Below are 16,473 nucleotides of genomic sequence, written 5' to 3'. Positions count from 1 at the left end.
TTTAAATAGTTTCATTAAGAAAATCATTAAACATTGTTTTATCTTCAACAGTTTCTATTTTATTTTTTGTTTCATTTAATTCATTTTTTAAATAATTTGGAACATTAAGAGTATTTAATTCATTTTTAATATCTAATGTCTCAATTTCTTCATATTTTAATTTTGTTGCCTCTTCTGATAAACATTCTTTTTCATTATTAACGAAGTTTTTATCATAAGTATATTTTTTGTTTGCGCTTAAAAAAACATTAGAAACAATAATATCAAAGTGATATGTAATTCTTTTTTCATCATCTTCGAATTTTTCATTGCGTTTAGAAATTTTTCCTATTACCAAAAGGTTTGGTTTATTTTTTATGTCTAAAGCATTTATGAAATCAGCATTTTCTTCAAATGCAAAGAGTTCAAAAAACTCACCATTTACTAATAGTGTAAAAATCAAAAAATTAACTTTTTGCGCTGTTGTTTTATTCAAATTTGTTTTTGAAATTAAAATACCCCTTAGTTTTACTTCATTCATTTTTCTGTTTTTCCTTTTTATATTTTTTAGCATTTTTTCAAATATTTATTTATTTATTTATTTATTTATTTGAATATATATTTAATAATTCCCTTTACTATTTCTTTATGGCATATTTTTGCCCTATTATTATTACAACCTTAAATTTATATGTTTAAGTAACCTAATTTTTAAAAAAAACATCATAATTTTTGCATTTTATAATAACGAAAATAAGCTTGTTTCAAGTTAAACTATTTAATAATTCCCTATTAATCAAAAAAGCTTATTTTTTATATCTTAAAATATCTAGTTGTTACAAAACTGCTTTTTTCTTTTAAATACATTTTTTTTATTTTTATAGCTTCATAAAAATATAATTTTAAATATTTGCATATCAAAAATAAAGCCTTTTTAATTTTAGCCTTTGTCAAATTTAAAAAATTATTAGTTATAACAAATTCTTTTTGGTATTTTTTTTTATTAGTAAGATTCTTTATTTTTTTAGCAGCGATTAAGGCGCTAAAATTACCAGCAAAAAACAGCATTCAATCAGCTTCTGTTTCTATCTTATAAAAAACTTCAACATTTTTTTTATTCGAACTTATTAAAGCATTTTGATTTAATGAATAAAACTTTCCTTTCAAATAAATTAAGTTTAATTTTTTTAATTCTTTTAGTGCGTGTCTAAGCCGCTCTTCTGTAATTCCATATCCCCTCAAATCGCTTAATTTAAAACTGCTAATTTTTTTTCTTTTTTTTAATAATAAAATTAATATATAAACTAAACTTGCATTTTGTTTTTTTTGTAAGATTTGCATAGTTGATAATTTAATGCTTAATTTTATTTTTCTCGTCAAATCTAAAAAAGCTGAAAAACTGAGTTTTAAATATTTTTTACTATTACAAATATTTTCGAAAACAAATCTTCTATTATCGTTTTCTATTTCCTTTTTAGTTCAATTTCCTTGAATTTTTTCCTGTTCATTTAATAAATAATTTGAAATTCTGCTCATATATACCTTCTATCTTTTATTAATTAACTTTTTTAAAATAGTGATATAATTATGAAAGAGTATTGATTCGTCCTTAGTGGACGATTTTTATTTAACTTTTCTATCCACTACAAAAAAGTAGCCATTTAGCTGGCTACTAATTTTTAGATTTTAAATTTTGGGGATTTGTTAAAAATATTTTTAAGGCACCTTAAAGTTTATAACAACTAAATCTAAGAAATCTAAAAACCTCTATTGAAACGTTTATTAATCAAAATAAAAACTTCAAAAACACAGTTGATAGTAAATATATTTCCATCGGTTCAAAAAATTCTTTTATAAATGATTTTATAAATTTAAACCTTGAAAATATCAAACTAGCAAAAGAAGCAAAGCAAAATCTAACACAAAAAATAAAAGATGATATTTCTCAAATGATTGAAGATGGCACTGGTATTATTTCAAAGCTAACTACTACTTTTGATAAATATAATTCTCAATTTTCTAATAATGTTTCAACTAAATTGTTTGAAAAAGCAGGGTTTGAAAATTCTAATAAATTATTTGATGAATTAAAGCCAAAATTTGAATTATTAAAACAAAAAATTTCAACAATAAAAACTACTGAATCGGCTCCTGATTTACAAACTTATGCATTTGATACAAAACAATTGATAAATGGATATGATGAATTAATTAATGAATTTAAGTCAGAATTCAGTAGCCTTTTAAATAAACGTAGAGATTTAACAGAAATTTATCAATTGTTATTCAAAACATCAGTTAAGTGAAAAAATAATAACAACAAACTTACTGCTCTTGAAACTAAATATTCACAGGATTATGAATCATTAAATAGTGAAAAAGATAATTTAGTTAAGGAAAAAAGTGAAGATATTATTAATGACTTATTCTTAGTTGAAAAAACTAATACCGCATTAAACAATATTGAATCTAAGCTAAAAGTTTTATTAGATTGAACTAATACAAATAGCAAACTATTTTATGAAACTATTTTAGGTGAAACTAATTCAAACGATCAAAATGCTAATAAAACTAAACCATATTACCAAATTTCTGCTAAACCAGGAATTACTAGGGAAGAATTTGATAAGAAACTTGAAATAATATTACCTAATGATTCATCAAATGAACTTGATATTACAAATCTTGATGGATTTCTTGAATTATTTGATACATTTGCATTTACCAAAATTGATAGTAATTCAATCTATAATCCCTTAAACTTTAAGGTTAAATTAGTCAAGGATTCATCAACTAGCAAATTTATTAAACCCGGTAGTTCAAGCATTACCGAGAAAACCAATAATCTTAAATTACGTTATGAATTTAAACCAACAAATTTAGAAGTATTTAAGGAATTTTCAGGATTTTCTGTTGAAAAAGATGTAGATATTACATTTAAGACGAAGCAAGATTTACAACTTCAAGCGGGAACCTCAGGATTATTCTTTAAAGATTATAATAAATCTAATCTAGGTAAAAATACTAAACAAGTTATTGGTAAAGCTGATGAATTAGGTTGAATGCAAACAACTGCTGAAGAAGTTAAAAAACAAACTATTAAAACATTTAAAGAAGCATTGGGCCTTAAAAATTCTAATGATGCTGTAATTATTAATTACAAAACTAAGGAAATATTTGATTATAAGAATGCCAATAGTGCAGCTAGTGCCACCGTTACTAAGCGTGATGGTTGAATAGATAAAGCTAACTTTAATATTAAGTTTCAATTCCCTGAATTTGATGTTTATCAACAATCTACATCAGTAACATGAGAATCGGAAAACCAAGTTTTAAGAATAAGAGTTATTAATGATAAATTAATTCAAGTGGAAGCGATATTACCTGGAAAAATATTAGTTGGACCACAAAATTATACTCAAAACCAACATACCATCGTGGACACACAAGGAAATAAAATTACAAATGCAAGTAATCAAACCTACGATCCTTCGAAAACGATGCCTGTTGCTGCGATATATACATTAAGATTAGATGTAGATTATGATCAAAATAGTAAGGATGTTTCATTATTTATTAATCGTTATGAAAGTTTTAATGTTGCCAAAAATAAAGCATTACAAGATAGTTCAATAACACCACTTTCTACATTTACAACTAATTTTAATAATAATAAAATGGAATCTACCATGGCATATGTTTGATCAAATTATGACTTTGCTAAATGGCTGTCTACTCATCCTACAAGTTGGCAAACACTAGATAATGCTGATAGTAGTAATAAATCGCCACTTGATTACCCTAATGACGGATTTAGAAAAAGTGGTGGCTCAAATAAAGAATGAGATCAAATGTTAGGCAATGACCTTTGAGTAAAAAATACAAGATCATCAGGGACTTATATATGAACAAATAATGATCAACAACAAATAATTCAAGATAGCGAAATTGAAAAACTCGCAGTAGTTTATAACTCTGGTATTATTAATTTTGAATTTAAAGATTTAAAGAAATAATGCTTAATTTTAAATCAAAACCTATAAGCTGTAAAGGTTTTGGTTTTTTTGTTTTAACTTTGTCAATAGATCCCTAAATGTCTAAAGAAAAAAAATCAAATAATAAAATTACACCAAAATTTGGTGTAATTATTTATGATATTTAATATTTTTCTTAATGGCTAACCCACGATAAATTTGTTCAATTAACATGATTCTAAATAACTGATGTGGGAAGGTCATTTTTGAAAAACAAATTTTATTTTTAAATTTTGTTTCATCTACGCCATTTGACCCGCCAATAATAAAAGTTAGATTATCTTCAATAAGTATATTAGAAAATTCCTCACTATTCATTTGTTTTCCTTGTAATGAAAGATAAAAAACTTTTGAATTTTTTGGTATTTTTGCTAATATTGCTTCAGTTTCCTTTGCAATTTTAATATCAATATTATCATTAATAATTTCTTTAATTTCAATTAAATTAATTGTTGCTAAAAAGTTTATTTTTTTTAAATATGAATCATAAATTTTCTTAATATCTGAATTTAAAGAACCAACTGCAATTAAGTTTATTTTCATTTTTATTTTTTATTTTTTGCGGTTATTTAGATAGAACATTAGCATTTGTATGTCAGAAGGGTTAATTCCACTAATTCTTGTTGCTTGTCCAATAGTTGAGGGTCTAATTTTTTCAAGTTTTTGTCTTGCTTCTGTAGCAAGATTATCTACCAAGGAATAATTTATATTTTCAGGGATTTTTAGATTTTCCAGGCGAATCATTTTTTCAGCAGCTGTTTCTTGTTTTTTAAGATATCCAAATAGTCTTACTTGAATTGTTAATTCTTCAATGAAGGGAAAATCATTTCCTAAGATATCTATTGGGTCTGTCTCAGGATTGGCAAGTAACTTAAGGTAAGATTGGCCATTGATAACGTTATATTTAATGCCTAATTCACTCTTTGAAGACACATATTTATTTTTAAGTTCTTCAATTGTTGTTTGAATAAGATTATATTTATTAACAATTTTTTGATATTCTTCTTCTTTTATCATTTTATTGTCATAAGCATATTGGCATAATCTTTCATCAACATTGTCATTTCTTAATAATAATCGATATTCTGAACGACTTGTTAACATACGATATGGCTCTGTGGTACCTTTGGTAACGATATCATCAATTAAGACACCGATATAGGCATCGCTTCTTTTGATTTCCATAGAAGGCATATTTTGAATCTTATTTGCCGCATTAATTCCGGCTATTAAGCCTTGGGCCGCCGCTTCTTCGTAACCACTTGTCCCATTAGGTTGTCCGGCCGAAAAAAAGTTTTCTAATATTTTAGATTCTAGCGATTTATATAAATTAAGTGGATTAATAGCATCATATTCAATGGCGTATCCATATTTTTGAATTCTGCAATTTTCTAATCCAGGTACTGATCTAATCATTTCATCTTGGACATCGACAGGCATTGAAGTAGATAAGCCGTTAATGTACATAATGTCACCTTTTTTAGTTTCTGGTTCAAAAAATATGTGGTGTGTTTCCTTGTCTTGAAATCTAACAATTTTGTCTTCAATGCTAGGGCAATATCTTGGTCCGATACCAATAATTATTCCAGAATATAATGAACTTTTATCAAGGTTTTTTAGTACTATTTCTTTGGTTTTGGCTGTTGTATGGGTTAGAAAACAAGAAGTTTGTTCATCTAATTTTATATTACTTCGCTTGGAAAAACAAAGTTCAGTTTTATCTAGAATTTCTCTTTCTACTTTTGTAAAATCAATACTATCAGTATAAATACGACAAGGAGTTCCGGTTTTTAATCTTTGGATTTCAAAACCATATTTAGCTAAATTTTTGGATAGAGTTGAACTATTTTTTTCGCCGTCAGGACCATCGTTTTTAATATCAGTGCCTCGTAGGATGCGTGAGTTCATATAGACACCGGTTGTCATAATTGTGACTTGTGAGTGTATATCGCCGTGTTTTAAAGTTTTAACACCAACACATTTTTTGTCAACTATGATTAGATCAGAAACTTCATCTTCAATTAAAACAATATTATTTTCTTTTTTTACAGCATTTAGAATTATTTGTGAATATTTATCTTTGTCTATTTGGGCCCTAAGCGATCAAACAGCTGGACCTTTTGAAGTATTTAACATTTTAATTTGGATCATGGATAGGTCGGCAAAAAAGCCCTGAACTCCTCCTAGGGCATCGATTTCACGAGTAATAATTCCTTTTGCCGATCCACCAATCGATGGATTACAAGGTAGCATTGCTAAGCGGTTAGTATTTAGAGTTATTAAGGCTACTTTTAGATTTCTTTTTGCTAGTGCAAAAGTTGCTTCGATTCCGGCATGACCACCACCTATTATGATAGCATCATACTGATTGTTCATTTATTAAGTACTATTCTTTAATATCTTTAAGTATTTTTTCAATTCTTGCAGCTTCAGGCTCAACTTTATCAATTAAAAATACTAGTTCTGGTAATTTTTTATATTTTCAACTTTTAGCTACAACTGAACGAATAAATGGCGCCATTGAAGTCACTTTGTCAAAGTATCTTTCCTTGTCTTTAAATAAGGTTATATATACTTTAGCATGTGATCCATCGTTTGATAAAATTACGTCGTTAATTGAGATGTTTGTTACATCAAAATCTTTTAATTCAAAAAAACTATTTCCAATTAATTCTAATAATAATTGAGTTTTTCTTTCATGCATAATTGCGTTCATATTATACTAATACATCCTCATAAAATTTTAATTCATCATCTATATCTATTTTATCAAAATCTTTAATATGGGTACCAAAATCAAAGCCTTTTTCGACAACTTTAACATCATTTTTTTCTCTTTTTAAGGAGCTTATTGAGCCCTTAAATATACTTTTGCCTTTTCTAATTACTTCAACTTTGCAAAGTTCTTTCGCTTGTCCTTCAAGCATCATGCAACCTGCAATTGTTCCTACTTTCGAGTAGAAAAAAAGTTTTATAACAACAGCCTGTCCAATTAATTTTTCTTCATAAACTGGTTCTTTTAAGGTATTGATAATTGCTTCTATTTCCTCAACAATTTTATAAATAATGTTATGAGAAACAATTTTTATTTTTTTAGTTTCAGCTAGTTTTTTAATTTCACTTGATGTGCTAATGTTAAATAGATAAATTCTTGAATTAGATGCTTCAGCTAAGAGTAAGTCTGCTTTAGTTAGTTCTCCCGCTGTTGCTCTAATAACATTAACAGAGATTTCATCATTTTTTAATTTAGATAGCGTTTGTTTAATTGCTTCAGCAGTCCCCTGCACATCGGTTTTAATAATTATGTTTAAGGTTTTTTGTCCATCTTTTATAGTGAAGGAATTTCTTTCACTTAATTCTTTTTGTTTATTAATAAAAGATTTTTCTTCTGCTAGCTTCTTAGCAAATTTTTCATCACTAATTACAATAAATCTATCACCTGATGAGGGATTCTTATTGAGACCTGTAATTATGCAAGGTGTGCCTGGTAAGACTTTTTGCAATGGTTTTCCCTCGGTTGAGGTTAAGCTTCTAATGTTTCCATATTGACCACCAGCGACAATAAAATCTCGAGGCATAAGAGTACCATTTTCAACAATAACCGTTGACACTACCCCTCTACCTTTATCAATCTTTGATTCAATAATAGTTCCAAAAGGATCGCGATTCAGATTAGCCTTTAGGTCTAGTAAATCAGCTTGAAGAAAAATGGATTCTAATAAAGCATCAATATTATTATTCATCATTGCTGAACCATAAATGAATTGGTTTTCGCCTCCTCATTCTTCACAAATAATATTATGCTCACTTAGTTGGCTTTTAATTTTCTCAGGATCTGCATTTGACTTATCCATCTTATTAACAAAGATAATAATTGGCACATTGGCAGCTTTCGCATGATCGATGGCTTCAATAGTTTGCGGTTTAACTCCGTCATCTGCAGCTACAACAATAATAACAATATCAGTTACCCTAGCCCCTCTCGAACGCATTTCAGTAAACGCTTCGTGTCCAGGGGTGTCAAGAAAGGTAATTTTTCTACCATTATATTCAACTTGATATGCACCAGTATGTTGGGTAATCCCGCCAAATTCTGTTGAAAGAATGTTACTTTTTCTAATTTGGTCAATTAGTGTTGTTTTACCGTGGTCAACATGGCCCATAATTGTCACAATGGGAGGGCGTGTTGAAAGGTCGTTTGGATCATTAATAACTTCAAGTTTATCAAATAAATTTTCAGCATCAACTGATTCTTCTTTTTGAAAATCAAGATTATAATGTAAACATATTTCCGCAATTTCTTCTTCATTTAAAAAGGTGTTAATATTTTTCATTATTCCTTTTTTAAAGAAGTAGGTTAAAATTTGCGCAGCAGTTTGGTTAATTTTTTGGCTAAATTCACAAACTGTTAGTGGGCCTGTAAAAATAAATACACCATTTTTGACTTTTGCCTCTACAACGTTTAATTTTTCTTTAATATTGTCTACATTTGAAATTCTTTTGTTACATTTTTGCTTAGCCATATATTCACCTCATTTCATAATTTTTTATAAATACAATCATCAATATTTTGTCTAAATGCTTTATTTAGTAAATGCTTTTTAAAAAGGGTTTCGATTTGTTCCTCATTATCTAAACAGTATGTTCCTCGACCACCTAGTTCAATGTTTGGATCAAAATAAAATTCATTATTAATTTTTGCAAATCTAACTAAGTTTTTTATAGGATAAATTTTTCCATCAACAATAGATTTACGACTATATTTTTTATCAATCTTCATCATTTAAATCACCTAAATCTAAATTCTCTAAACCAGCACTTAGGTCATCATCTTTTTTGAAGTCCTTCATTTTTGTTTGAGTTATTTTTTCATAGTCGGCTTCGATTTTTGCTTTGTCTTTAATTTCATTTTGTTTAGTGTTACCTGAGTATACATCTAAATCTTCCATTTCTTCGTTTTCTAATTCATTTTGCATATCAATTCATGTTCTTTCTATTTCCTCATCAGAAATAGATTCATATAATTGTTTTTCAAAAATATGATCTGTTTGTTGTGCTTTTTGTCTAAGCTCAGCTAGGTCTTGGTCAAATTCTGATATGTTGAATGTATTATCAAAGAATGATTCATTGGATTTCTTAGAATTTCTATGATTGCTAATTGGTTTTAGATTTAACTTTTGACCTACATATTTTAATTTAGCTTCTTCTTCAGTAATATTTGCATTTTTAAATGAATATTTTATTTGGAGTTGGTCGGCTTGCGCTTGGCTAATTATGTCCAAGCGGCTTCTTGTTAATTCTGAGGCAAGTCGAACATTTTGCCCTTTTTTACCAATTGCTAAAGTATGTTGAGCATTAGGAACAATAACAATAAAACTATTGAACTGTGGAGTCGAATCTTCTTTTTCGACAATATCAATAACTCTTGAAGGACTAACAGCATTCATTACAAATTTCTTTTTGTCCTCATCATATAATACAACATCAATTTTTTCGTGGTTTAGTTGTTTCGAAATAGCTTCAATTCTAGCTGAATCTGTTCCGATTACTGTGCCTAATTCTTCGAGAGCAAAAGGTGCTTTTTCTGTTTTTCTTATAGCAACTTTTGCTCTTTCCCCTGGTATTCTAACAACCTTAATAATTTCAATAAATCCCTCAGCAATTTCTGGTATTTCTTGTTCGAATAATTTATTTATTAATTTAGATTCAACTGAGGATACTAATATTTGTGCATTTTTAGATTCAGGTTTTACTTCTTCAATATAAACATCTAACAAATCGCCGGCTTTTAGATTGGATAATAATCTTAAATTGCTTGTAGATGGTGGCATATAAGCAACAGTTCCATCACGAAATTCCATGAGTGTACCAGTTTTGGTAATATTTGTTATTTTAGCTTTAACTATAGTACCTATTAAGCTACTATATTTATTAAAGGTTAATTGTTTTTCCAATTCTCTAATTTGTTGGTTGAAGATACTTAGAATTTTTTGATAATCACGTTTATGGAATAATTCGAAATCTATTTCCTCGGCAATGATATCGCCCTCCTTAATATCTGCATTAATTTTTTTAGCATCGCTTAAAGCGATTTCAATGCAAGGGCAAAAATTATCTTTGTCTTCATATGTTATAGGGTCATTAGTAACGATTTTTGTATGGTTTATTATTTTAAACTGTTTCTTATCTTTATCAATGATAAATTCTAATTCAGCATCAGGATCATATTGACTAAAAATCACTTGTTCAACAGCTTTTTTAAATAAATCAACTACTGCTTCTTCATCAATATTTTTGATCTGTGAAACATTATATATAGCACTAAAAATTTGTGTTGCTTTTAGTTCCGAATCAAAAGTTTTGGTATTCATTTTTATCTCCTTTTTTATATCTTATAATTACAAAAAGGATCGGCCTATGGCCAACCCTTTTTAATCTTAATTAAAAACAGTATAATAAAATTTTAATACATTAATTTATTTTCAAATAATTTTTCCTTGAATTTTTGAGTTTACTTTATCAATATCAATAATTTTTATATTTATGTTATCGCCAATTGAAACTAGTTCATTAGGATGGTTGATATATTGGGAATTTTCCTTCTTCATATTGCGAATATGAATCAAAACATTTTCCTTTAGGCCAATATAGGCAAATACACCGAAGTTGGTAATATTTTGAACCTGGCCAATAATTTCTTGGCCCAGTTGGATATCACTAAATTTTAAAATTTTGTCATTAACAATATATCCTGGTTTATCATCCCTTATGTCCTTTCCGGGTGCTAATAAAGAATCAATAATTAGGTCAATGTCATATTGATTTGCGCCTAGGTTTTTAGCTAATTCATCTTTATTAGTTGAAAGCAATATTTCCTTATCGATATTTTTTAAATCAATAGCTAATTCTTTTATTATTCTATCGGCAAGTTCATATAAGTCAGGGTGTATATTTGTCTTATCATAAAATACATTAGAATCATAAATTCGTAGAAAACCAACTGATTGTTCATAAGCTTTAGGGCCTAAACCTTTAACCTTTTTAAGATCAGTTCTTGATTTAAATAAGCCGTTCTCATTACGATAATCAACAATATTTTGTGCTAATGATTTCGAAAGGCCAGAAACATACTCTAATATATATTTGGTTGCGGTGTTTAAATCAATTCCAACCATATTGACTGCCTTTCCGACTTTGAATGCTAATTTTAAAGATAATTCTTTTTGATTAACATCATGTTGATACTGACCTACCCCAAGAGATTTTGGTTCAATTTTAATTAGCTCATTCAAAGGATCTTGAAATTTTCTGCCTATATTAATTGCTGATCTAAATTCTAGTTCTAAATCAGGAAATTCCTCTTGCGCAATTTTTGAAGCCGAGTATACAGAAGCGCCTACTTCGCTAACAATGGCAAATTTAGTGTTTTTGTTTAATTCTTTTTCTCTTCTTATTTTTAATAATTTATCAATAAATTCTTCTGTTTCACGGCTAGCGGTTCCATTTCCAATAACAATTAGATCAATCTCATATTTGTTAAGTATTTCATGCATCTTTTTGACTGCATTTAGAAATTCTTCTTTTGAGTTAGTGTGTGGATGGATAACAAAACCTTCTAAATATTTTCCATTACCGTCTAGCATCGCGCATTTGCAGCCGTTAGTATATCCAGGATCGATAGATAAAATATTTTTATTTTTTGTGGCTGGAGAAAGTAATAAATCTTCAAGATTTTGAGCAAAAATTTCAATAGCTTCTTTTTCGGCACGCTCAAATAAATCTGTCTTTATTTCTCTTATTATCGATGGAAATATTAAACGATCTAGTGAATCCTTTATTGCTTCATTAACAATCTTAGCTGTTCTTTTGTTGATGAAAAATTTGTTGTTTAGATAATAAATGATAACTTTTTCATTGAATTCAATTGTATATGAAATGATTTTTTTGTCTTCGCCACGAGTAATAGCTAATACACGATGGTTAGGGATATTTTTAACCTTCTCGCTATAGTCATAATATTGTTTGAATGTTTCTTTTTCGTCATCCACACTTTTCTTTTTTGTTACGATAACACCGTAGTTTATAAGTTGATTTTTAACATATTCGCGAACTGAAATATCTTGTGAAATATTTTGAGCAATTATATATTTAGCTTGTTCTAAAACTTGTTCAACATCTTTTAATGTATCTCCATTAATATATTTCGAAGCTTCTTTAAAAACATTAAATTTTTCATCCTTATTTGTCATAATAAGCTCAGCAAGTGGCCCTAATCCTAATGCAAGAGCTTCGGTGGCTTTTGTTTTTTTGCCTACCTTAAAAGGTTCATATATATTTTCAACTTCCTGCTTAGTTATTGCATCATCAATTTTTTTCGATATTTCAACATCAAGTAGCTTTTTTTCTTCAAGAATTTTTTTAACATATTCTTTCCTTTTTTGAAGTTCTACATCATATTCATAAAATTCGCTAATATTTGCAACTTGTTCTTCATCAAGACCACCGGTCACATCTTTTCTATAACGTGAGATAAAGGGAATTGTAGCACCCTCTTTTAATAATTTAAGGGTTTCACTAACCTGCTCATTACGTATATTCAATCTTTTTGCAACATTTTTTATTGATAAATCAATCATAATTTCTCCAATTTTTATTTATTATCTTTAGTACATTAATTATAAAGAAATTATTTTTTAATAGGTCTTTTTAGATTTTTTTTAAAGCAAATTAATTTATAATTTTTAAGAATTATTGAATTGTAGGAAGAATAAATTTATGTTAAAAATTGGCATTATTGCAGAATATAATCCATTTCATAATGGTCATATATACTTAATTAATAAAATTAAAGAAAGATATCCAAATTCGAAAATTATTGTTGCCTTGTCCTCTAATTTTACCCAACGTGGCGAGATTGCTTGCGCTCCTTTTGCAAAAAGGAAAAAAATATGTATGAAATATGGTGTTGATAAGGTTGTTAAGCTAGATTTTGAAACTTCAACACAGGCAGCACACTTTTTTGCAAAAGGCTCAATTGATATGTTAGATAAACAAAAAATTGATATTCTTTTTTTTGGAACATCCGATAGCGATGAAATAAAAAAATATATAAGTGCTGCCAGGTTATTGGATGAAAATGCGGGTTTATATAACAAAAATGTTAAGTTGCTTTTAAAACAAGGAAAATCCTTTATTTTATCCTGTTATGAATCGTTAAAACTATTCTTAAAAGAAGAAGAAATTCCACAAGATATTTTGGGCTTTGAATACACTAAATACATATTAAAAAATAAACCTCATATTAAACTTGATTGTATTAAAAGGTCAATTTCACATCATTCCGGGGAAACAAGTTCAATTTATGCATCAGGAACAAAATTAAGAGAAATGATAAAAAATAATGAGGATATTTCAAATTTTTCTCCACTAAAAATTAAAAGAGTTAAGAGGATTGAAGATACATATAAAAAATTCCAAAGAATAATAAGACATTGGTCACCACAAAGAATCGCCAAAATTAAACTTGTTAGTGAAGGGATGGAAAATTTATTTAAGAAAAACATTGATGCTTTATCCTACGATGAATTTATTGATTCTTGTACATCAAAAAGATATACAAAATCACGTATTAAGCGAACTTATTTGTATGTCTTAAAGAAGTGATTTGCTAAAAAAAACTAGTATATTTTTAATTTTAAATTAAAGCGCAATTGAGGAAAAAAGTTAATTCTAAATTGGATGCAGCAAGTTATTAATACCTCTAGGTATTATTTTTTCATTATTATTGTTTATCAGGGTAATCATAGGCACTTCAGGCGCTTAGAAGGTAAGAAGATACTGAAATAAAGATCACATTTTTTATAAATCATAATTTAGTTTATTAAGCTAAATATTTGAAAAAATATAATAGGTTATAGATTTGAAATTTAAAGGATTTATTTATGAGTGACTGGCTATTTTGATGAAGCAACATTTGTGCGAAACAAAAAAAGTCTAAACAAGGTCATTTTGTTTCATTTGATCTATCGCCGGCATTGTTTGTTTTTACTTTTATTTTTGTTGTAATGTCAGTATATACATTTGTTGCAATATAGCTAATGTTGGTCCAGGTTTTGCGTTAATTATTTTAATTATAATCTAATATCTATAGACCTACAATTATTATATTATTAATATTTTATGATAATGCTCTTAGTGAAATTAACAATGAAATCGTCACTATTTCTGAATTTCAATAATATAGACATTGAAGCAAAGCATTATGTTTATGTTCGAATATAAACTCTTTATTTTTGTTAATAATTGTTGACTTTATCTTGCTAATATTAACACTTGTAGGTTTTATTATCTTTTTTATTTTGGCTTCAAAAGCTTAAAAAAATTTGATTCAATTTATTTAAAATATTTTTTTGAATCTAATCTAGATGAAAAACTTAAATGAGATTTTGTAAAAAAAACATTCAGGTGTATTTTCTGAATGTTTTTTGCCTTCAAAGTCTATGAATTATTTATTGCAAATTTTTAAATTCTTCTGTAGCATTAACTAGTGCTTCAGCAATCTTTTCTTCTTTCGAGGAATGGCCTGCAATAACAAAATTTAACTTTGATTTGTTTAGATTTTTATGTAAAAGGTAAGCGCCTTCTGGTCTGCAATCCATATCAAATCTACCATGAATAATTATTGTTGGAATATTTCGGATTTTGTCAATATTTTTTAATATATAGTTATCTTCTAAAAAAATATGATTAATAAAATAATGATTTTCAAGTCTAGCTAATTCTAAATTGCTTTTCTTATTAGATAAAATTTCTTCTATTTCTGTTAGTGGATTCATCGTTATAAGCCCGAGTTCTCATTTAGCTCAATGGTATGCTGCATTGTATGCTAATTCAATATTTGGGCTATTTAGATACTTGTGGTATGCCTTGATTAAATTATGTCTTTCTTCAATTGGAATAAAGTTGGAAAATTCTTCATATGCTTCAGGAAAATAGAAAGAAGCACCTTGCTGATAAAGGTGATAATCGTCTTCTTGGCGCCCTAAGAATACACCTCGCAAAATCATACCCAATACATTTTGAGGGTAATTAATGGCATAAATAAGTGACAAACAGGATCCTCATGAACCACCAAAAAGTATCCATTTATCAATATTTAAGTTTTTGCGCAACTCTTCAATATCGCTAATTAAGTTTAGTGTAGTATTTTCTTTTATTTCGGCAGATGGCATAGATTTGCCGCAACCTCTTTGATCGAATAAAATAATTCGGTAATGATTTGGGTCAAAATATTGGCGATTTGATTCAGAAATTCCCCCTCCTGGACCACCATGTATAAATAAAATTGGTTGACCATTTGGGTTACCTACTTCTTCATAATATATAGAGTGAATATCGCTTACTTTTAAAAAACCAGTTTTATATGGTTCAATTGGTTCAAACATAACAATTTCCTTTTAGATAAAATATTAGTACTTAAAATTATATTTTAATATTTTAAAAAGTTAGAGGTTTAATGCGCCCCTAACTCTTATTTTTTATATTAAATAATGTTTGTTTATAAAGTTAATTATTTCTTGCAATTTATTTAAATCCTGTTGAATAAATCCAGATGAGTTTAAGTGCCCACCGCCTAGAAAATAGTTTGCAACTTTTGATACATCATAAGTAGTTTTTGATCTAATTTCACAGCGATAATCACCCTGTTTTCGTTTTAATAATGCTAGTGAAACTTCGGTGTTAGATACTTCTACAAATTTAGCAACAAGAGGTCTTGCGATATCATTTGAAACAATTTGATCAACAATCATATATGTAACTATTCCTTCTTTTTGGGAATTGTTTATTGCATTAAAAATGAATCTGTTTTCTTCCGCATTAAGTTGCATTTTTTTAAGTAAAAGATTATAATCTAGGCCTTCCTTTAATAAAAATTCCATACATTTAAAGGTTTCTTGGGTAACATTTCTCTCTTTGAAAAATTCAGTATCAGTAATGATTGCCACAGCAAGGCCTTCGAGAACTTTTTTGTCTGTTTTTAAATTTAGTTCCATAACAAGTTTGGTCATTACTTGTCCGGTTGCAGGTCAAAAATCACCACCAATTTCAAATAATCATTCGCCTTCCAAAGGATGGTGGTCAATTTTAATTGATTCTTCGGTTTTGACTCTTTGATCAAAGATTCTATTCTTTGTAGATGTATCAACAACCACCTTTAGTGAGTTATTAAAAAAGTCATTATCAACTAATGAAATTTTTTCATCTTCCAAGAACAATAGGTTTCTTGGATAATCGCCGCCAGAAATTCTTACATTCTTATTTTTTAGGTTTATTTTTATAAGATGCTTGAGTGCGACTGCAGATCCTAGGGTATCACCATCTGGTTCAACATGAGTACATAATGTTATATTATTTGCGTTTTTTAGATATTCTCAAAATTTAATAAATTTTTGCTTCATAT

Annotated in this window: 13 protein-coding genes; 2 read left to right on the top strand and 11 right to left on the bottom strand. The window is 27.8% G+C overall.

Annotated features, from left to right (window positions below; genetic code table 4):
- Nucleotide 1: 1 nt before the first annotated feature.
- Both ACSH4Z_RS02690 and ACSH4Z_RS02685 read right to left on the bottom strand, forming a co-directional pair.
- Nucleotides 2-520, bottom strand: a complete 519-nt coding sequence (locus tag ACSH4Z_RS02690; protein ID WP_438340447.1) for a hypothetical protein — start codon at nt 518-520, stop codon at nt 2-4.
- Nucleotides 521-792: 272 nt separating this feature from the next.
- Nucleotides 793-1,515, bottom strand: a complete 723-nt coding sequence (locus ACSH4Z_RS02685) for a hypothetical protein (RefSeq protein WP_438340446.1) — start codon at nt 1,513-1,515, stop codon at nt 793-795.
- A 413-nt stretch (nt 1,516-1,928) separates the two neighbouring features.
- Here ACSH4Z_RS02685 and ACSH4Z_RS02680 point away from each other — a divergent pair, with 413 nt between their 5' ends.
- Nucleotides 1,929-3,995 (top strand): hypothetical protein, encoded by a 2,067-nt coding sequence (locus ACSH4Z_RS02680; protein WP_438340445.1) that lies wholly within the window; start codon nt 1,929-1,931, stop codon nt 3,993-3,995.
- A gap of 129 nt (nt 3,996-4,124) precedes the next feature.
- On the opposite strand, the gene ACSH4Z_RS02675 is transcribed toward ACSH4Z_RS02680, so the two are convergent.
- From ACSH4Z_RS02675 to ACSH4Z_RS02645, 7 genes are all read right to left on the bottom strand, one after another.
- Nucleotides 4,125-4,556, bottom strand: a complete 432-nt coding sequence (locus ACSH4Z_RS02675) for a 23S rRNA (pseudouridine(1915)-N(3))-methyltransferase RlmH (RefSeq protein WP_438340444.1) — start codon at nt 4,554-4,556, stop codon at nt 4,125-4,127.
- 9 nt (nt 4,557-4,565) lie between these two features.
- Entirely contained in the window at nt 4,566-6,389 is a 1,824-nt protein-coding gene (gene mnmG, locus ACSH4Z_RS02670; protein WP_438340443.1) for a tRNA uridine-5-carboxymethylaminomethyl(34) synthesis enzyme MnmG, read from the bottom strand.
- A 10-nt stretch (nt 6,390-6,399) separates the two neighbouring features.
- Nucleotides 6,400-6,729, bottom strand: coding sequence for a 30S ribosome-binding factor RbfA (rbfA, locus tag ACSH4Z_RS02665; protein ID WP_438340442.1), 330 nt, complete (start codon nt 6,727-6,729; stop codon nt 6,400-6,402).
- Between the two features lies 1 nt (nt 6,730).
- Nucleotides 6,731-8,536 (bottom strand): translation initiation factor IF-2, encoded by a 1,806-nt coding sequence (infB, locus tag ACSH4Z_RS02660; RefSeq protein WP_438340441.1) that lies wholly within the window; start codon nt 8,534-8,536, stop codon nt 6,731-6,733.
- The gene (locus ACSH4Z_RS02655) at nt 8,497-8,796 is read right to left on the bottom strand and encodes a YlxR family protein (protein WP_438340440.1); all 300 of its coding nucleotides are present in this window, start codon (nt 8,794-8,796) and stop codon (nt 8,497-8,499) included. Before ACSH4Z_RS02655 ends, infB begins: the two co-directional genes overlap by 40 nt.
- Nucleotides 8,780-10,384, bottom strand: coding sequence for a transcription termination factor NusA (gene nusA, locus ACSH4Z_RS02650; protein WP_438340439.1), 1,605 nt, complete (start codon nt 10,382-10,384; stop codon nt 8,780-8,782). The genes ACSH4Z_RS02655 and nusA overlap by 17 nt, the downstream gene beginning before the upstream one ends.
- A gap of 105 nt (nt 10,385-10,489) precedes the next feature.
- Nucleotides 10,490-12,649 carry a helix-hairpin-helix domain-containing protein gene (locus ACSH4Z_RS02645; protein WP_438340438.1) on the bottom strand — a complete coding sequence of 720 codons (2,160 nt, stop codon included), beginning with the start codon at nt 12,647-12,649 and terminating at the stop codon, nt 10,490-10,492.
- A 139-nt stretch (nt 12,650-12,788) separates the two neighbouring features.
- Between ACSH4Z_RS02645 and ACSH4Z_RS02640 the strand changes: the two genes are divergently transcribed.
- Nucleotides 12,789-13,694 carry a nucleotidyltransferase gene (locus ACSH4Z_RS02640; RefSeq protein WP_438340437.1) on the top strand — a complete coding sequence of 302 codons (906 nt, stop codon included), beginning with the start codon at nt 12,789-12,791 and terminating at the stop codon, nt 13,692-13,694.
- Between the two features lie 827 nt (nt 13,695-14,521).
- Here ACSH4Z_RS02640 and pip read toward each other — a convergent pair.
- Both pip and ACSH4Z_RS02630 read right to left on the bottom strand, forming a co-directional pair.
- Complete coding sequence (gene pip, locus ACSH4Z_RS02635; protein ID WP_438340436.1) at nt 14,522-15,457, bottom strand: prolyl aminopeptidase; 936 nt, start codon at nt 15,455-15,457, stop codon at nt 14,522-14,524.
- A gap of 93 nt (nt 15,458-15,550) precedes the next feature.
- Complete coding sequence (locus tag ACSH4Z_RS02630; protein ID WP_438340435.1) at nt 15,551-16,471, bottom strand: DHH family phosphoesterase; 921 nt, start codon at nt 16,469-16,471, stop codon at nt 15,551-15,553.
- Nucleotides 16,472-16,473 lie beyond the last annotated feature (2 nt).

Origin of the sequence: Mycoplasma sp. 125 (genome assembly GCF_051549845.1) — a bacterium.
Lineage (GTDB): Bacteria > Bacillota_I > Bacilli_A > Mycoplasmatales > Metamycoplasmataceae > Metamycoplasma.
The sequence above is the reverse complement of the archived record's forward strand: the minus strand, read 5'-3'. Positions and strand labels throughout refer to the sequence as shown.